Origin of the sequence: Bradyrhizobium sp. 956_D2_N1_4 (assembly GCF_052076025.1) — a bacterium.
GTDB classification, from domain to species: Bacteria; Pseudomonadota; Alphaproteobacteria; order Rhizobiales; family Xanthobacteraceae; genus Bradyrhizobium; species Bradyrhizobium barranii.
Genome location: NZ_CP197237.1, coordinates 3246919 through 3263723 on the forward strand (window position 1 = coordinate 3246919; position 16805 = coordinate 3263723).

The following is a 16805-nucleotide window of genomic DNA, read 5'->3' on the forward strand; positions in this document are numbered from 1 at the left end:
TCAGAGCTTCTCGGCGCCCGCGCGGAACATGCCGATCACGAGCTCGCTGGCACCGTCGATCGCGCGGCGCATGGTCGAGCCGGTGCCGATCGCTTCGGCGGCATAGACGGGCGTCTCCACCGCGATATTGCCGCTGCGCCAGACCTTGACCACGCCGACCTTCTGGCCGGCTTCGATCGGCGCGCGCACCGGTCCGCTATAGACGATGCGCGCAATCAGCTTGTCGCTGCCGTTCTTGTGCACCATCACCTTGACGGGCGTCTTGGCGACCAGCTTGACCGAGCGGCTCTCGCCGCCAAACACTTTTGCATAGCCAACCTGCTGGTCGGCCGCGATCAAGGTGCGGGTCTCGAAATTGCGAAAGCCCCATTCCAGCATCTTCTTGGCTTCGGTGGCGCGATCCTCAGAATCTTCGAGGCCATTGACGACCACGATCAGCCGCGTGCCGTTTTGCACGGCCGAGCCGACCATGCCGTAGCCGCCTTCCTTGGTGTAGCCGGTCTTCAGACCGTCAGCGCCTTCCATTGAATTGAGCAGAGGATTGCGGTTGGGCTGGCGGATCTTGTTCCAGGTGTACTCCTTCTCGCCGAATAGTTTGTAGAATTCGGGGAAGTCGAGAATGATGTGGCGCGCGAGGATGCCGAGCTCGCGCACCGTCATCTTGTTGCCGGGATCGGGCAGGCCGTTGGAATTGCCGAAAGTCGACTTCGTCATGCCGAGCTCGCGGGCACGCTTGGTCATGAAGTCGGCGGCAAAGATCTTCTCGTTGCCGGCAATGCCCTCGGCCAGCGCGATGCAGGCGTCATTGCCGCTCTGGATGATCGCGCCATGCAGGAGATCGTCGACCGAAACCTTGCTGTTGATGGCGGCGAACATGGTCGAGCCGCCCGAGGGCGCCCCGCCCTTGCGCCAGGCGTTCTCGCTGATCCGGTACTCGTCGGTCGGCTTGATGTCGGCCTTCTTGATGGCATTGAAGACCACCTCGGCCGTCATCAGCTTCATCATGCTGGAGGGCGCGCGCAGCTCGTCGGCGTTCTTCTCGAACAGCACGCTGCCGCTGGAGGCCTCGATCAGGATCGCGGTGGGGGCGTCGCCGTCGAAGCCGGAATCCTCGGCTTTCTTGGCGCCCTGGATGCTCTGGTTGGCGGCGTAGAGGGCACCGCCCCAGCCGATGCCCGCCACCAGAACCGCCGCGATCAGCCCGCGCGCCAGCGCACCGGCGGAGAACCGGGTGCGACGGAGCGGAAAAAGACGAAATGCCATGGCGAAGCCCTGAGAGCGGCGTTCTAACAGCAGGAACCGGTGCGAACAACACGGGGCTGGCCGCCGAACCCGAGATTGCACGATTCTCGGCGCGCCCCTATCGTGGCACCTGATATTTCCCGACCAAACCCCTGAAACAAGGCGGAAAAGCGATGTTGTCCACCCGCGTGATCAAGGCCAACGGGATCGACCTGTTCATCCGCGAGGCCGGCCAGGGTCCGCTGGCGGTGCTGTGCCACGGCTGGCCCGAGCTATCCTACTCCTGGCGCCACCAGATCCCGGCGCTGGCGGACGCCGGTTTCCACGTCGTCGCCCCCGACATGCGCGGCTACGGCCAGAGCGCGGCGCCGGCGGACGTTGCCGCCTACTCGATCTTCGACACGGTCGGCGACGTCGTTGGCCTCGTGCACGCGCTCGGCGAGAGCAAGGCGATGGTGGTCGGCCACGACTGGGGCGCGCCGGTCGCCTGGCATGCGGCGTTGTTCCGGCCCGACATCTTCACGGCGGTGGCGGGCCTGAGCGTGCCGCCGCCATTCCGCGGCCGCGGCAAGCCGCTCGATCTGCTGCGCCAGGGCGGCGTCACCAATTTCTACTGGCAGTATTTCCAGACACCCGGCGTCGCCGAGGCCGAGTTCGAGCGTGACATCGCCCGCACCATGCGCATCGTGCTCGGCGGGCGCGGCCTTGCCGATCCCAGCGCCGCGATGTTCGTCCAGGAGGGCAAGGGCTTTCTCGGTCACGCGCTCGCCGAGGAGCCGCTGCCCAACTGGCTCAGCGAGGCTGACCTCGCCTATTTCACCGAAAGCTTCCGCAAGTCCGGCTTCCGCGGCGGGCTGAACTGGTATCGCAACCTCGACCGCAACTGGGAGCTGACGGCGCCCTGGCAGGACGCGCAGATCCATCAGCCATCGCTCTTCATTGCCGGTTCGAAAGACGCCGTCATCACCGGCCTGATCGGCGCCAAGCGCGTCAACGAGCTCGAGCGCGTGCTGCCCAATCTGACGCGGAAGCTGATCATCGAGGGCGCCGGCCATTGGGTCCAGCAGGAGCGGCCCGACGAGGTCAACGCTGCGCTGCTGAAGTTCCTGCACGAAGTGGCTGTGCGTTAGCCGAGATCCTTTTTCATCGCGATGTGAGCGGCGCCCGCCGGCCCGGTCTCGGCAAATCCTCGCCGCAGGTAAAACCTGAGCGCGGCCGAATTGTCCGCGAGCACCGAGAGCGTCAGCGCGCCGACACCCTGCTGCCGTGCGCTCGCTTCGAGAGCGTCGAGGATCTTCGTGCCGGCGCCGCGACCGCAATCGGCCGGCAGCAGCGCGATGTCCATGATGTGCCAGTGCTCGCTTTCGCAATGAAGCAGCAGCCGGCCGATCGCGGTCGCGTCCTGTGTGACGATCAGCGAGATCGCACCCGGAAATTGCGCGGCATAGCTGGCCGCCTGGCCGCGGAACTGTTGCGCGATGATCTGGCCGACGATCGGCCCGGACAATCCGGTCGCGGTGAATTGCCCCGTCCGCACCTCCTCGAAGAGATGCCGGATGAACGGCTCGTCATTCGGGCCTGCGGGCCGAAGCCGAAGCGCCGGATCGTCCGGGACGATGTCGAGCGGCGCGCCGTCAATCATGCCGTCGCGCACTCAAGATCGTTCAGGAGCTGCCGAAAGCCGGAAAGATTCCCGCATAGGCGATACACCAGACGATCGCCTGGGTCGGCTGCATGTTGTCGTGCGGCAGGTTCTGCCCGGTGAGTGTGACGGCGCTTGGCACCAAGGTGAGACTGCCGGGTGGCGCCGTGAAGCCGGTGAAGTTCGGGTCGATCGCAACCGTGGTCCCCGCCGCGCCGGGACCTGCCGTAGCGCCTGTCGCGCTCTTGTCGCCGAGTTGCAGGGCGTGCGTGTGCCTCGCCATGTTGTCGCCGATCAGCGTCACCGTCGAACTGCCGACGGTCTCGCCGACGACATAATTTTGCAATCCCGGGCCTTGCCCCTGACCGATCGCGACCGAACCGTTCAGGTTCGGCAAGGCGAAATTGGTCGTGCCATTGCCGCCGTAGTAGGTACCGATGAGTGCAAATAACGCACTGTAACCCTGAATTGGCAGGAGCTGGCCGCCGCACGGCAGCCAGGCGCTGTTGAAGCCGCCGACCGCAAAAGGAAACGTAAAAGCCTGGATTTCTCCGACGAACGGATCTGACATGTTGTCTTTCCTTGAGACTGAATACGGATGCGTGCGCAGCCTAACCGGACGAAGGGAAGACGCCCGCGTAGCAAATGCAGTAATTGGCAACGACGCTCGGCATCATGTTGTTGTGCCCGAGGCTGTTGCCCGAAGTGGCGACGCAGGGGGCCATCGTGGAGTACGTCCCAGCGTTCGCAATCGGTGCGTAGAGTTCACCTGCTGACGCCGTGGCAAGATGAAGGGTCGGCCCGGGCGTTACATCCGTTGCCGTCACGGTCGAGGACATCAGCGCATGACTGTGGGTCGGCATTTCGGCTTCGATCAGGGTGTGGTTCTCCTCACCCCCGGGCTGGCCCAGCGTATAGTTCGGAAGGCCTGTCCCCTGTCCCTGTCCGATCGGCACACGGCCGCGTAGATCAGGAAGGTTGAACGTGTTGACGCCATCGCCGCCATAGGTGGTGCCGATCACGGCGTAAAGCGTCTCAAACTGGGCAATCGAGACCGACTGTCCATTGCAGGCGAACCAGCCGTCCGGCACCCGCGGAAAGCCGAACAACCTGATCTCGCCGAGAAACGGATCTGCCATCGCATATGATCCTTTGGTGTGCGCCCGTTCCGATCCGATCGGCGAATGCGCGAATATGGGAAAATTGAAGTGGACGGATTACGTTTGCGAAAATGCGGCCGTGCAGCCGCTCAGCTTCGCGACGGAAAAATCCCCTGCGTCGCGATCAGATAGCTGATCGTGAGATAGGGCTGCATGTTGTTATGCTGCTGGTTGCCGCCTTCGTTCACCAGATTGGTGGCGGTGGCCAATGGCGTGTCGCCGCTCCCGGCTGCGGCAAAAATCTTCGTCGGATTGGTCGCCGGCAGTGAGTTTGTCGCGAAGACGTTGCCTGTGGGAGGGACGCTCCCGCGTCCGCCTCCTCCGACCGCTGCAGACACTTGAATGAGATGATTGTGGGCCGGGAGCTGCTGCACATTGAGGCTGGCCATATACGATCCGCCGGTCATGCCCACGGGATATTGGCCGGCGCCACTCGAGCCGAGGATCGCGCGACCGCGCAGATCCGGGAGTGCAAACGTCGTCACTCCGTTGCCGCCATAATAGGTGCCGAGCAACGAGAACAGCCCGGCATTTTGCTGGATAGCCAGCAGCGCACCGTTACACAGCGCCCAACCTCTGGGAATCACTGCGCCCGCAAAAGGCATGATTTGTCCGAGAACCGGCTGTAACGGCATGACGCCTCCCCCAAAAATCTAACGACCCGTCGCGTGATGATGCAGACCACGACGGCGGCACTTAAATTAAAGAATGAATTTATTGCGGCCCACTCGCCAAGATTGTTGAACAGCCAGCGTCGACAGTCAAGCGCAAGCGCAACCATAAATTGACGCGTCAAGCGTTTCCGTCGATTGCCATCAAAGCACGCTTTTGTTGCCACTATGCAACGGTTCGCCGGAAAGTAGTGCCCGCGACTTGGTACCGGCCGTTTGGCTGGCTCGTTCGCTTGCGTTGCGCACCGCGTCCCGTCAAATGCACGCAACGATATAGGCGAATAATTTCACAATCAGGGATTTTAGGCGGATGCTCTATCGAGAGCTGCCGCTAAGGGGGGCCAGTGAGTCACGCAATTGCGGTGGCCATTCCAGAGATAGTCGGGGAACTGGCCGTCCCGACACGCGATGGTGAAGCTACGCCTTCGCGGATATTGCGCTCTCTCTGGCGGGCGGCTCAACGCATCTGCATCGCGGCCGTCGTGATGCTCGGCGCGATGGCAGCGGCGAACGCGGCTTGCGATCAAACGACAGATTCGACGTCGGGCGTGACCATCAACTTCACGTCGGTCGGTCAGATCTATCGCCTGTGTCTGACCGTCGGCGCAGCCGCGGCCGACGACTCGGTTGTATACGGCGTCTATTCCGTCGCGGGCACAGACGCCTTTTACAATGCACCGATCGCAAATTCGAGCGGCCATTTGGGCAGCGCACTGCTCACAGCGGCCGATTATAATCCGACCACGTCAAAGGCAACTTACACATTTCATCCAACGAACCCGAACCAAAACGGTCAATCCGCGAAGGCCGGCCAGGCCGAGATCGATATCACGCTGAACAGCAAGACAGGTGGCGGACAGGACTCGATCACCCTGTATTACACGCCGGGCTGCAGCGATTTCAACGTGGGCTGCTCCGGCAGCTCGATCGCAAACACCCCTTATACGTTCACGATCAACCTACCCAGCCCCACGGTGACGTCGGTTTCACCGACGACCGGGCCGCTCGCCGGCGGCACTTCGGTGGTGATCACGGGTACCAACTTCACCGGGACGACCGGCGCGGCCGGCGTCAAGTTCGGCGCCACCAACGCGACGGGTTACACCGTCAATTCCAATACGCAGATCACGGCGACGGCGCCGGCGGGGTCCGCCGGGACCGTCGATGTCACCGTCACCAACGGCTCGACATCGCCGACGTCGGCGGCGGACCAGTTCACCTATGTCGCCGCGCCGACTGTAACCTCGATATCGCCGACATCAGGTCCAACCGGTGGCGGCACATCGGTGATCATCACCGGCACGAATTTCAGCACGACCACAGGCGCTGCCGGCGTGAAGTTCGGCGCCACCAATGCTGCGAGCTACACGGTCAATTCCAATACCCAGATTACCGCGACATCGCCCGCAGGGACTGGCACGGTCGACATCACAGTGACGACTGTGGGCGGAACGTCCGCAACCACGGCCTCCGACCAGTTCACCTATGTGGCTGCGCCCACCGTCACCTCGATCTCGCCGACGTCAGGCCCGGGTGGCGGCGGCACCACCGTGACCATCACCGGAACCAACTTCACAGGCGCGACGGCCGTGGTGTTCGGAGCAGCGGCTGCGACTGGCGTCACGGTTAATTCGGCGACCCAGATCACCGCGACGTCGCCGGCAGGAACCAGCACGATCGACATCAGGGTGACGACAGCCGGCGGCACGTCGGCAACATCGGCAGCGGACCAGTTCACCTATATTCCCTCACCGACCGTCACCTCGATCTCCCCCACTGCGGGCTCGCAGGCCGGCAGCACGGTGGTGACGATCACAGGCACAAATTTCACCGGCGTCACGGCCGTGTCATTCGGCGGGACGGCCGCGCTCGGCTTCACGTTCAATTCGGCAACATCGATCACAGCGACCTCGCCGCCCGGGACCGGCGTCGCGGACGTCAGGGTGACGACGCCGGGCGGGACGTCCGCGACCTCGGCGGCTGATCAGTTCACCTATGCCGGCCCTCCCTCGATCACGTCGATTTCGCCGACAGGCGGCCCCCTTGCCGGCGGCACGACGGTCACGATCACCGGCGCTAATCTGTCAGGTGCAACGGCGGTGACGTTCGGCGCCACGGCGGCAATCGGCTTCACCGTCAATTCGGCAACCCAGATCACCGCGACATCGCCTGCCGGGGCCGGCACCGTAGATGTCAGAGTGACCACCGTGGGCGGAACGTCGGCAATGTCCGCCGCTGACCAATTCACCTACACCGCCGCGCCGACCGTCACCTCGATCTCACCGACTACGGGTCCGCAGACAGGCGGCACGGTCGTGACGGTCACGGGCACAGGCTTCACCGGCGCCACCGCAGTGACATTCGGCGCAACCGCCGCAACGAGTATCACGGTCAATTCGTCAACATCAATCACCGCGACGTCACCCGCCGGTACCAGCACCGTTGACCTCCGCGTGACCAATCCAGGCGGCACCTCGGCCACCTCCGCCGCCGACCAGTTCACCTATGTCGCCACGCCAGCCGTCACGTCGCTTTCGCCGACGTCGGGGCCGGCGGCCGGCGGCACGGTCGTGACGGTCACGGGCACCAATTTCACCGGCGCGACAGCCGTGACGTTCGGTGCAACCGCGGCGGCGGGCTTCACCGTCAACTCCGCAACCTCGATCACCGCGACATCGCAGGCCGGCACCGGTACCGTCGACGTCAGGGTGACGACCACGGGCGGCACCTCGGCCACCTCCGCCGCCGACCAGTTCACCTATGTCGCCACGCCAGCCGTCACGTCGCTTTCGCCGACGTCGGGGCCGGCGGCCGGCGGCACGGTGGTAACGATCACGGGCACCAATTTCACCGGCGCGACAGCCGTGACGTTCGGTGCAACCGCGGCGGCGGGCTTCACCGTCAACTCCGCAACCTCGATCACCGCGACATCGCAGGCCGGCACCGGTACCGTCGACGTCAGGGTGACGACCACGGGCGGCACCTCGGCCACATCGGCGGCAGACCAGTTCACCTATTTCGCCGTGCCGACCGTGACGTCGATCTCGCCGACAGGCGGCCCGCTCGCAGGCGGCACGTCGGTGACCGTCACCGGTACCAATTTCACCGGTGCGACCGCCGTGAAGTTCGGGGTGACGAATGCATCGAGCTTCACGGTCAATTCGGCAACCTCGATCACCGCGGTCTCGCCGGCCGGCGCCGGTCCGGTCGATGTCACCGTGACGACGCCAGGCGGAACGTCCGCCACATCGGCATCGGACCAATTCAGCTACACGCCGGCACCAACGGTCGGCTCGATCTCACCGAGCTCCGGATCCGCGATCGGCAGCACCTCCGTGGCGGTCACGGGGACCGGATTCAGCGGCGCCACCGCAGTGAAGTTCGGCGCCAACAACGCGACCAGCTTCACGGTTAATTCGGCAACGTCGATCACGGCAACCTCGCCGCCCGGCGCCGGCACGGTCGATGTCACCGTGACGACGGCCGGAGGGACGTCGCCGACCTCGGCGGCAGACAGGTTCACCTATCTGTCCGCGACGACCACCACGGAGCTCACCTCGTCGAAGAATCCGAGCAGCTACGGCGAGTCTGTAACGTTCACGGCCAAGGTGAGCAGCTTGGGCGGAACGCCGACGGGAACGGTCACTTTCAACGACGGCGGCACGCCGATCGGCACGTCTAGCCTGTCGGCCGGCGTCGCCACCTTTGCCACGACGACGCTCGCCGTCGGCAATCACAGCATCACGGTGACCTACAACGGCAGTGTGGCCTTCAACGCCTCGACCTCGCCGGCCCTGAACCAGTCGATCGACATTCCCGCCGACAGCGCCAAGCTGCGCGCCCTCCAGCTCAACGTCACCAAGATCGTGGCGCAGAGTTCGGGACAGGCGATCTCCGGTTCGATTGACACCGCGATTTCCGAAGGGTTCAGCGACGGCGGGCAATACATCACGCCAGGCGCGGGCGGGCTGCGCGTCAATTTCGCCGCCGCGCCCGACGGCGATGAGGACGACAAGCCCAAATCCGGTCAGCAGCCCGGTTCTCAAAGTTTGAACGCCTATTCGGGCGACGGCGGCTCCGGCCGGACCGGCGGCCGCGGGCGCGGCTCCTCGCGGATCGATGACGCCTTCGCCGCGATCGATCGGGCGGCTCCGACCAAGGCACCGGCTGCGCGCTTCAGGGAGCAGAGGGACTGGCTGTTCTGGATCGACGTGCGCGGCACCGGCATCGATCAATGGGGCTCGTCCGGCAACATCGGTCAGGGTGCAACCCAGGCCACGCTCTTCGGCCAGCAGATCAACCTGCTGTCCGGACTGACCTACCGGGCGAGACCCAATTTGCTGGTCGGTGTGACCGGCGGCTACGAGAACTTCAGCTACACCCAGACCGACATCAACGGAAAGCTGAAGGGCGACGGCTGGACCGTCGGCGCCTATCTCGGCTGGAAGATCATCCCGACGCTGCGTTACGACGTGGCCGTGACCTATTCCGGCATCGGCTATGACGGCACCGCCGGCACGGCGCAAGGCAATTTCAACGGCAATCGCTGGATATTCGCGACCGGCTTCACCGGCAGCTACAGCTGGGCCAATTTCAATATCGAACCGTCGGCCAAGGTCTACGCGATCTGGGAGCGGGAAAACGCCTATGTCGACTCGCTCGGCACCCAGCAGGCGGCCCGCACCTTCTCGAGCGGCCGCGCGTCTGCCGGCAACAGGGTCTCCTACCCCATACCGTGGCTCGATAGCGTGCTGCTGGCGCCCTATGCCGGCGTCTTTGCCGACTATTACTTCACGCAGGACGATGCGGCCGCGATCGTTGCTGCGGGCGGCATCCCGCTCGCTTCGACACCATTGCTCCAGGGCTGGTCAGCCCGCATCACGGGCGGCATCGGCGCAAGGCTGGCGGGTGGCACCACGGTCGGCTTCGGCGCCGAACTCGGCGGCATCGGCAGCAACACGCAGATCTGGACGTTCACGGGACGCGCGCGCATCCCATTCTGATCCCTGGGCGCGACGACGGGCCAGCGGCGCTACGCCGCTCGCCGGATTTGCCGGTTTGGTACCTGCTTAGTAGAGGCCGCGGCCGCTCAGGATGCTGCGGGCCTCGGCGGCGCCGTCGGCCGATGACGGTGCGTTCTCGGTCGCGTAGCGGCCATCCTCGTCATAGGACACGGCACGCGCGTTCTGGAGCGCCCGGCCCCGGCTGCGGCTGCGGCTCGAGGCCGACATCTCCGAGGTCGCGTTGAGCGACGCCATGTCGGCGGAGGTGTTGCCGAGATTATAGGGCCGCCCCTCCGGCGTCGGAACCTCACCGCGAATGGCGCCGCGGTTCGACGACGGAAGCTCCGGCACGAAGGGCCTTGCCGAGGCAACCCGCACCATCGAGGGCGACGGCGCCGGGATCCCGGTGCGCAGGGTCGCCATCAGTTGGCGATCGTCGGAGCCTTCCAGCGGCGCCCGGCCAACGTATTCGACACGGACCTTGGCGACGCCATTGCCTTTGAATTCAAGGAGTTCAGCGGCTTTGTTCGAGACGTCGATCAGCCGGTTGCCGTGATAGGGCCCGCGGTCGTTGACGCGCACGATCAGCGATTTGCCGTTCGAGACATTGGTCACCCGCGCATAGGACGGCATCGGCAGGGTCGGATGCGCCGCTGTCAGCGAGGTCATGTCGAACACTTCGCCATTGGCGGTCAGGCGGCCGTGGAAATCGTCGCCGTACCAGGACGCCATACCCTCGGCGCGGTAGTTGACGTCCTCCTCCGGCACGTAGGTCCGGCCGCCCACAACATAGGGCTTGCCGACGCGGTAGGTGCCGCCGCCTTTCGGAACCGGATCCCCAAACGCCACGACCCGCGGGCTCGAGGACACGCCGTATTTCGGATCGACCCGGCTGGCGAACTTGTTCGAGGAGGCGCAATTGGCGAGCGCGAGGCAGGTCGCGACCGCGGCAACACCGCGCGCGGCCCGCAAAACCGAATCTGACCGTCGGATCCCCATGCGCCCCAAATACCACTTCGCCGGAGGCATACCCAACCCGCTTTGGCTACGGGGGAGCGCTGTCCGGTCCCAAAATCCAAGGCGGCCCACCACCGCGTCGGAAGCAGTAAGGATAACGCAACCCGAACACGGCGGAAATGGGGAGCCCACAGCGTTCACGCCGGGATGGTAAACGGGGCGTTCGCTTCTCCCCGTTGATCTACGGAGCGCAGGCCCCCTGCTCTGTGCCACTCCTGGACATTCTGTTGCGCCAAATCCTCACTCCACCCCCATTGTCTTGTGGCTCACTGGAATTCTTTTGACTGTGCAAGGCCGCACGCGTTTTCTCGGTTGCAGGGGCGAACTGGAATTTGACGATGATCGAGACGGTTTCGGCACTGATGGGTCTGGTAAGCGCGGGGATCTTCCTGGCCCATGCGTTTGAAGGTTACCGCACGAGGGCCTGAGGGCATTCGCGCGGACGGCAAGGATCACCTCTTTCAAGACGGCACGTTCGGACAATCTTAATCGATCCGACCGAGCATCGAACACGAGAGCGGCAGGTGTCCCATGCGCAATCATGACTTCGTATCCGATGGCTTCCTGGCACTGACCGCCGGCGGCTTGTTTCTTCTCTGCTCGAGCCTGGTGGCACTGGCCTTCGCCTGAGCACCACCACCAGTCTCCTTCTTTCTAACCACAACTACACCGCGATGCAGCATACAGCGCTGTCCGGTATTGCCCTGCTCCCGTTTAGTTGATTGAATTTCTGCGTTCGGCGCCTCGACTCATTTCAAGAGGCCATCACCAACGAGGGTGACGCAAATGCTTGCTGAGAAATTTTTTCTGGTTCTGGAATCGCTGATCCGCGGCGACCGCACCTATCCCGACGGAAGTCCTCGGGTGATCAGCACCTCCCCGCACGTGCCGGTGAAGCTGCCGGACCGGAAATAGCCGTCCCCCAAACTTCCGAATCACGCGCTGCTCAGCGCAGGCCCAATAGCGAGCGGCGATAAAGGCTGTCGCGGGCCTCGGTCAGGCAGACGAAGCTGCCGTAGAAACCCTGGCCATACCGCTTCTGGCCCTTGCCGTAGTAGATGCCTTTCCTGAAATCGAGCCAGACCACCTGATCGTGCGGGCAATGACGTTGCGCCTGCGCCTCGTAGCGAAACGGCGTCAGCGGCGTCGCCGAGACCTCCGCGCCACCGGCGCCAACCACGATTGCGACGGCGACCGCGATGCCGCCGAGCCCTTTGCCGAAGCCGCTCCAAGACACCCCCGCCTCCCGATTCAAGCCCTGACTCTTTGGCCGTTCGGCACGGTAGCACGAGACTGCGCGATCTGCCGGCCGCAACCAGCGGCTTGGCCGTCTTCCACCGGCCATCTTGTCGGGTTACATGAAGGCGAGATCATCTCAGCTCGCGAGGATGCTGCCTGAATGTCGGTTGAGCCTGGACCCGAGTCCGAACTGCGCACCGAACCCCGCCCGCCGTTGCCGCGTTTGGGCCTGCTGCCGATGATCATCTTCGGCTCGCGCTGGCTGCAACTGCCGCTCTATCTCGGACTGATCGTGGCGCAATGCGTCTACATCGTGCTGTTCCTCAAGGAGCTCTGGCATCTTTCCTGGCACGCGATCGACCTCACCGAACAGCAGATCATGATGAGCGTGCTGGCGCTGATCGACGTCGTGATGATCTCCAACCTGCTCGTGATGGTCATCGTCGGCGGCTACGAGACCTTCGTTTCGCGGCTCGACCTCCAGGGTCATCCCGACGAGCCGGAATGGCTCGGCCACGTCAATGCGAGCGTCCTGAAGATCAAGCTCGCCATGGCCATCATCGGCATCTCCTCGATCGCGCTGCTGCGCACCTTCATCGAGGCCGGCAATCTCGGCTCGAACCGCGCCGGCTTCACCGAGACCGGCGTGATGTGGCAGGTCCTGATCCACATCACCTTCATCGCCTCGGCGATCGGCATTGCCTACGTCGACAGGCTCAGCGACTCCGGAATGCGCAAGCACGCCGAGTGAGGGCAACGGCCGGCCTTCTTATTGCTTGCCTGCTTCGAGCTGCGCGAGCGCCTGGTGCAGGCACTCCTGAAGCTTCTGCGCGACCTGCTCGCGCGCCACGCCCTTGGCGGCAAGATCGCCAGACACCTTGCCCACGACATCGTCGATGCTCTGGCTCTCCAGATTGTCTGTCACCAGCGCCGTTGCGTAGCTTGCCGCGGCATCGCCGCTGAGCCCGAGCTGGCCCGCGGCCCAGAGCCCGAGCAGCTTGTTGGACCGGGCCGTGGCCTTGAACATGAATTCCTCGTCGTGGGCGAATTTGGCCTCAAAGCCCTGCTCGCGCTTGTCGAACGTGGTCATGGTCAGCTCCAATGCGTTTTCGCTGAGGAGAATCGGACTGGCTGGGAGCGAACGTCTCCGTGGTTCTCGTCAGTTTAGGATCATTTGAATCTTCCTCCCGGAAGGCCGAGGCCGTCAAGCCTGCGCGGTGGTGCGCCGCAAGCCCGGGCGTGGGCACGACACGCACCAGCGCCGCGCCAGCCAAATCGGCTAGGCAGAGATGTTTACCGTCCGTTAAGCAGACTCGGCGCCGGATGGGCCGGGGGACATCGAGAGCTGGCGCATGAACAAAGAGCTGCGGGAGTTTCGACGGCTTGAACGGGTCTGCCTGGAGCAGGCTGCCCTCTCCACCATGGATCTTGCGCGAAGCGGGTTGCTCAAGGTCGCCGACGATTGTCGCATCGCGGCCGAGGCGATCGAGGCGCAAGCGCCCCGCGGCGCGTTCGCCGGCGCCGTCCAGGCGCTCAAGCTGGCTTTGAGCGCAACGGGAATGTCCAACCGGCATTAGCGGCCGGTCTCCGGTTGGGAGATCGCTTCAGAAGATTGTGGGCGGCGACCGCGTTCGGTCAGCCCTTCGCCTCGGCCGCTTCGCGCGCGAGCCGCTCGGCCCTCAGCCGTTCCTTGTTGGCGTAAAACGCCTTCTGGGCCTCCTCGTGATCGCGCATGGCCTTTTCGGCCTCGATCCGGCGTGCGGCATCACGAGCCTGGCGCTGCTCAGGGGTCAGGGGTTTGCGTCGGAAGGAAAGGTCTTCGGTCATGCGGAGACAACGCGCAAGCAACGAAACGGTTCCATGAGTTGAACCCGGCAGTCGACACTGCCGATTGAAGTCTCAACATATCAGATAGTTAGATGATGCATTCGGTCGGCCGGACCTATTGCGTCGACCCCGGCGGCTTGACGCCTGTGAGCGGGCACTGCGGCGCTGCGGGAATCGCGCTGCGCACGGGCGGATCCGGATAGTATTCGGTGTTTTGCTGAACCTGACGCGCCAGCTCCGTGCCTCCGAGCAGCGTGATCAACATCAGGGCCTCGTCGAGGCCCGCGGATATTCCGGCTCCGGTCAGGCGATTGCGATCCAGCACGAAACGCGGATGTCCGTCGGCAACCTTCACCTTCGGGAACAGCGTCGGGAAGCATTCCAGGAAAGCCCAGTGCGTCGTCGCCCAGTGGTCGTCGAGAAGACCCGATGCCGCGAACAGCATCGCCCCCTCGCAGACCGAGCACATGTACTTCGCACCGGCGGCCTGCCTGGTCAGAAACTGGACGTAGGTCCGGTGCGGATCGTTGATGATCTCGGTGAGCGCGACTGGATCGCCGCCGGGAATCCAGACGGCATCATATTGGGTGCACTCCGCGAAGGATTTTGCGACCTCGAACGGAAATCCCCGGTTGCGAAACCGTTTCATTCCCGGCTTTTCAGCGACGACCTCGACGTCGAAATCCGCCCAGTCGAACATTTCGAAGGGTCCGGCGACGTCGAGCATGTCGACGCCGTCGTAGACGGGAATGCCGATCTTCATCGCGCGTAATCCTCCCTGCTTCCATTGACGATCAATGTTTGTGGCCTACGGGCGTCGCCGCGGGTGTTGCCGTCGGCTGCTTGGCATGGCGCATCCCCGCCATCCCGAGGCCGCCGCCCGGCGCGTTGAGGTCGGGAACGATCGCGATGTTGGCCATCATGCCCGCGTCCTCGTGGTCCAGGATGTGGCAATGCAGGACATACTCGCCGATGTAGCGGTCGTACCGCGTCCTGACGCGGATCTGATAGTTGTTCTCGACGATGATCGTGTCGCGGAATGTGTGCCACATGCCGCAATACTGGTTGGCCAGTTGCTGCTTGTCGGCATACACGATGTCAGGTTTGCAGGTGCCGTCGGGATTGTAGATCGAGATCTGCTGACCGTTGGTGTTGGTGGTGGTGACGTCGATCACCTGGAACGGATTGACGTGGATATGGAAGATGTGCGGCTCGCCTTGCGCGGACAGCATCCAGTCGTCCGTGGTGTTGACCTCGCGCGTGAAGTTCACCACGTCGGGATCGTACGAGGCGTTGTTGACCGTGAAGGCCGGGAAGTTGATCGCGAAGGCCGCCTGCTGCTGCTGGCTGCCGGCAGCCGGCGGCGCAAGGTTTTCGAATGGCGCCCACGGCCGCAGATCGCCGTCACGCAGCCCGGTGCGAACGGCGTCCGGCAGCGTCGGATTGGCATCGTACAGCGCCTTGCCGACATAGGCCTGCAGGTCCCCCGTCACGGGCTGCCCTCCGCGCACATGGACATAGGCCAGCAATTGCGGCGTCGTCGGCCCCTGCCCGCCGCCATTGCCGTTGGACACGCGCTCAGCCTTCGGCGCCGCCTGGTTGAGCAGGCAATAGTCCCCGTCCGTGGGGAATACGACGAGGACGTCGCTCCGATAGCCGGGCTGCATGTAGTTCGATTCGAGCACGCCGCCGACCTGCGAGGCGTGCACGGTGCGCAATTTGGTCCGGGTCAGACCGTCGGATGCGATCTCGAACTGCGGGATCAGTGTGCCCGTCGAGGCGTTGCAGGCGGCCAGAAGATCGGCCTTCTGCTGCTGGCGGTTGCCGCTCAGCGCCGAGGTCGCGATCAGGTTGGTTGTGCCGACCGGCGTAGCCCGCACGAGCTGAATGTTGATCGTGTCATGAATGCCGGCATGCACGAAGCGCCAGCGCTGGATCTCGCCCGCCGGCACGGTGAGCGTCGGCTGCACGATGCCATTGACGCTGGTGAAGCGGCCATTGGTGTCCCAGATCGACGATGAGTCCAGTTGCAAGCCAAAGTTCTCGACGACGCCGGGGCTTACCGGATTGCCTGACGTCGCCAGCGGGCACGTCCACGGCGCGTTGGCGATATTTGCCGGACTGCTGGCGTTGTAGAGTCCCTGCGTGGTGTAGATCTGTTGCCACGGGCCGCCGGGCTGGTTCGGCTGGTTGGCGAAGCAGGCATAGGCGATCTGCTGAAACAGGAAGAGCTGCTCCTTGAACGGGGCGCCGTTGACGTCATGCAGGACCGTGTCGATATCGGCAATCGGCTTCGGGTTCTGCGGCGACGGTGGCGTATAGGGACGCTCGCCCTTGACGACCAGCACGCCCGAGGCGCCGCTCGCCACCTGCACTGCCGTCGAGCCATGACGGTGGGCGTGATACCAGAACGTCCCCGCCGGATGGTCGTTGGGGATGTTGATCTCATACGGAAACTTCGTCTGCGGGGCGATGTTGAGCAGCACGTTGTCGCTGTTGCCGGCAGGCGAAACGTGCAGGCCGTGCGTGTGCAGGTTGGTGGTGTTGAAGCACCCGACCAACGCCGGCAAGCCCAGCCCCTCCGGAGGATTGGGCAAACAGCTCGGGTCGTCCTTCGCGAGCTGGTTGATCAGGTCGACGCGCAGCGTATCGCCGGGTTTGACGAAGATCGCCGGGCCCGACTTGCAGCCGCCATAGGAGCGCAGCTCGACGGGGTCGAGGCCATCCGGTTGCGGATCGGTCGGATCCGGGTTGTTGATGAAGAAGCGGCCGCGCACGAAGTTGAGCACCACCGAGACGATCGAGCCGCTGCGCGAGATCGATCCTTGCGGCCGGCAACCGCCAACGGCCGGCGCCACGCCGGCCTCCAGGGCCACGACATTGCCCTGTCCGGGCAGCGTCGGCGGCGGTTCGAAAGCACGGGGAACCGGCGCCGCGAATGCTGGAAGGCTCGGTCCCAGCGCGGCGATGACAAGACCAATTCGCGCGAAGCTCTTCATCATGT

General features: G+C 64.2%; 16 protein-coding genes. 5 read left to right on the top strand and 11 right to left on the bottom strand.

Annotation, left to right across the window (positions count from 1 at the left end; translation table 11 throughout):
- A complete protein-coding gene (locus tag AB7535_RS15080; protein WP_439036585.1) occupies positions 1 to 1263 on the bottom strand; it encodes a D-alanyl-D-alanine carboxypeptidase family protein in 1263 nt (420 codons plus the stop codon).
- 152 nt (positions 1264 to 1415) lie between these two features.
- Between AB7535_RS15080 and AB7535_RS15085 the strand changes: the two genes are divergently transcribed.
- On the top strand, positions 1416 to 2372 hold the full coding sequence (locus tag AB7535_RS15085) for an alpha/beta fold hydrolase (protein ID WP_439036586.1): 957 nt from the start codon (positions 1416 to 1418) through the stop codon (positions 2370 to 2372).
- Here AB7535_RS15085 and AB7535_RS15090 read toward each other — a convergent pair.
- The 4 genes from AB7535_RS15090 to AB7535_RS15105 form a co-directional block, all read right to left on the bottom strand.
- Complete coding sequence (locus tag AB7535_RS15090; RefSeq protein WP_224580747.1) at positions 2369 to 2896, bottom strand: GNAT family N-acetyltransferase; 528 nt, start codon at positions 2894 to 2896, stop codon at positions 2369 to 2371. The two genes, AB7535_RS15085 and AB7535_RS15090, sit on opposite strands and share 4 nt — an antisense overlap.
- 10 nt (positions 2897 to 2906) lie before the next feature.
- Complete coding sequence (locus AB7535_RS15095; RefSeq protein WP_085401505.1) at positions 2907 to 3455, bottom strand: phage tail protein; 549 nt, start codon at positions 3453 to 3455, stop codon at positions 2907 to 2909.
- 40 nt (positions 3456 to 3495) lie between these two features.
- On the bottom strand, positions 3496 to 4023 hold the full coding sequence (locus tag AB7535_RS15100) for a phage tail protein (RefSeq protein ID WP_166096568.1): 528 nt from the start codon (positions 4021 to 4023) through the stop codon (positions 3496 to 3498).
- 110 nt (positions 4024 to 4133) lie between these two features.
- Positions 4134 to 4679, bottom strand: coding sequence for a phage tail protein (locus tag AB7535_RS15105; protein ID WP_166096569.1), 546 nt, complete (start codon positions 4677 to 4679; stop codon positions 4134 to 4136).
- Between the two features lie 584 nt (positions 4680 to 5263).
- On the opposite strand from AB7535_RS15105, the gene AB7535_RS15110 reads away from it, so the two are divergent.
- Positions 5264 to 9718 carry a beta strand repeat-containing protein gene (locus AB7535_RS15110; RefSeq protein WP_441279793.1) on the top strand — a complete coding sequence of 1485 codons (4455 nt, stop codon included), beginning with the start codon at positions 5264 to 5266 and terminating at the stop codon, positions 9716 to 9718.
- Between the two features lie 66 nt (positions 9719 to 9784).
- Here AB7535_RS15110 and AB7535_RS15115 read toward each other — a convergent pair whose 3' ends face one another.
- Positions 9785 to 10717 carry a septal ring lytic transglycosylase RlpA family protein gene (locus AB7535_RS15115; protein WP_166096571.1) on the bottom strand — a complete coding sequence of 311 codons (933 nt, stop codon included), beginning with the start codon at positions 10715 to 10717 and terminating at the stop codon, positions 9785 to 9787.
- 804 nt (positions 10718 to 11521) lie between these two features.
- Between AB7535_RS15115 and AB7535_RS15120 the strand changes: the two genes are divergently transcribed.
- Positions 11522 to 11650: a hypothetical protein gene (locus tag AB7535_RS15120; RefSeq protein ID WP_256374848.1), complete on the top strand. Its 129-nt coding sequence runs from the start codon at positions 11522 to 11524 to the stop codon at positions 11648 to 11650.
- 31 nt (positions 11651 to 11681) lie between these two features.
- Here the strand turns inward: AB7535_RS15120 and AB7535_RS15125 are convergent, their stop codons facing one another.
- Positions 11682 to 11972 carry a hypothetical protein gene (locus tag AB7535_RS15125; protein WP_439036588.1) on the bottom strand — a complete coding sequence of 97 codons (291 nt, stop codon included), beginning with the start codon at positions 11970 to 11972 and terminating at the stop codon, positions 11682 to 11684.
- Between the two features lie 162 nt (positions 11973 to 12134).
- Between AB7535_RS15125 and AB7535_RS15130 the strand changes: the two genes are divergently transcribed.
- Positions 12135 to 12725: a TIGR00645 family protein gene (locus AB7535_RS15130; RefSeq protein ID WP_063983282.1), complete on the top strand. Its 591-nt coding sequence runs from the start codon at positions 12135 to 12137 to the stop codon at positions 12723 to 12725.
- 18 nt (positions 12726 to 12743) lie between these two features.
- On the opposite strand, the gene AB7535_RS15135 is transcribed toward AB7535_RS15130, so the two are convergent.
- The gene (locus AB7535_RS15135) at positions 12744 to 13064 is read right to left on the bottom strand and encodes a DUF1476 domain-containing protein (RefSeq protein WP_439036589.1); all 321 of its coding nucleotides are present in this window, start codon (positions 13062 to 13064) and stop codon (positions 12744 to 12746) included.
- Positions 13065 to 13326: 262 nt separating this feature from the next.
- Here AB7535_RS15135 and AB7535_RS15140 point away from each other — a divergent pair, with 262 nt between their 5' ends.
- Positions 13327 to 13551 carry a hypothetical protein gene (locus AB7535_RS15140; protein ID WP_028153369.1) on the top strand — a complete coding sequence of 75 codons (225 nt, stop codon included), beginning with the start codon at positions 13327 to 13329 and terminating at the stop codon, positions 13549 to 13551.
- A gap of 58 nt (positions 13552 to 13609) precedes the next feature.
- Here AB7535_RS15140 and AB7535_RS15145 read toward each other — a convergent pair whose 3' ends face one another.
- From AB7535_RS15145 to AB7535_RS15155, 3 genes are all read right to left on the bottom strand, one after another.
- Positions 13610 to 13801 (bottom strand): hypothetical protein, encoded by a 192-nt coding sequence (locus AB7535_RS15145; RefSeq protein ID WP_028153368.1) that lies wholly within the window; start codon positions 13799 to 13801, stop codon positions 13610 to 13612.
- Between the two features lie 115 nt (positions 13802 to 13916).
- Entirely contained in the window at positions 13917 to 14564 is a 648-nt protein-coding gene (locus tag AB7535_RS15150) for a DJ-1/PfpI family protein (RefSeq protein ID WP_439036590.1), read from the bottom strand.
- A 31-nt stretch (positions 14565 to 14595) separates the two neighbouring features.
- Complete coding sequence (locus tag AB7535_RS15155; protein ID WP_439036591.1) at positions 14596 to 16803, bottom strand: multicopper oxidase family protein; 2208 nt, start codon at positions 16801 to 16803, stop codon at positions 14596 to 14598.
- Between the last annotated feature and the right edge of the window lie 2 nt (positions 16804 to 16805).

Coding starts and splice junctions, on each gene's coding strand:
- AB7535_RS15080 (WP_439036585.1), bottom strand. CDS start 1,263: ATGGCATTTCGTCTTTTTCCGCTCCGTCGCACCCGGTTCTCCGCCGGT.
- AB7535_RS15085 (WP_439036586.1), top strand. CDS start 1,416: ATGTTGTCCACCCGCGTGATCAAGGCCAACGGGATCGACCTGTTCATC.
- AB7535_RS15095 (WP_085401505.1), bottom strand. CDS start 3,455: ATGTCAGATCCGTTCGTCGGAGAAATCCAGGCTTTTACGTTTCCTTTT.
- AB7535_RS15100 (WP_166096568.1), bottom strand. CDS start 4,023: ATGGCAGATCCGTTTCTCGGCGAGATCAGGTTGTTCGGCTTTCCGCGG.
- AB7535_RS15105 (WP_166096569.1), bottom strand. CDS start 4,679: ATGCCGTTACAGCCGGTTCTCGGACAAATCATGCCTTTTGCGGGCGCA.
- AB7535_RS15115 (WP_166096571.1), bottom strand. CDS start 10,717: ATGGGGATCCGACGGTCAGATTCGGTTTTGCGGGCCGCGCGCGGTGTT.
- AB7535_RS15120 (WP_256374848.1), top strand. CDS start 11,522: ATGCTTGCTGAGAAATTTTTTCTGGTTCTGGAATCGCTGATCCGCGGC.
- AB7535_RS15130 (WP_063983282.1), top strand. CDS start 12,135: ATGTCGGTTGAGCCTGGACCCGAGTCCGAACTGCGCACCGAACCCCGC.
- AB7535_RS15135 (WP_439036589.1), bottom strand. CDS start 13,064: ATGACCACGTTCGACAAGCGCGAGCAGGGCTTTGAGGCCAAATTCGCC.
- AB7535_RS15140 (WP_028153369.1), top strand. CDS start 13,327: ATGAACAAAGAGCTGCGGGAGTTTCGACGGCTTGAACGGGTCTGCCTG.
- AB7535_RS15145 (WP_028153368.1), bottom strand. CDS start 13,801: ATGACCGAAGACCTTTCCTTCCGACGCAAACCCCTGACCCCTGAGCAG.
- AB7535_RS15150 (WP_439036590.1), bottom strand. CDS start 14,564: ATGAAGATCGGCATTCCCGTCTACGACGGCGTCGACATGCTCGACGTC.
- AB7535_RS15155 (WP_439036591.1), bottom strand. CDS start 16,803: ATGATGAAGAGCTTCGCGCGAATTGGTCTTGTCATCGCCGCGCTGGGA.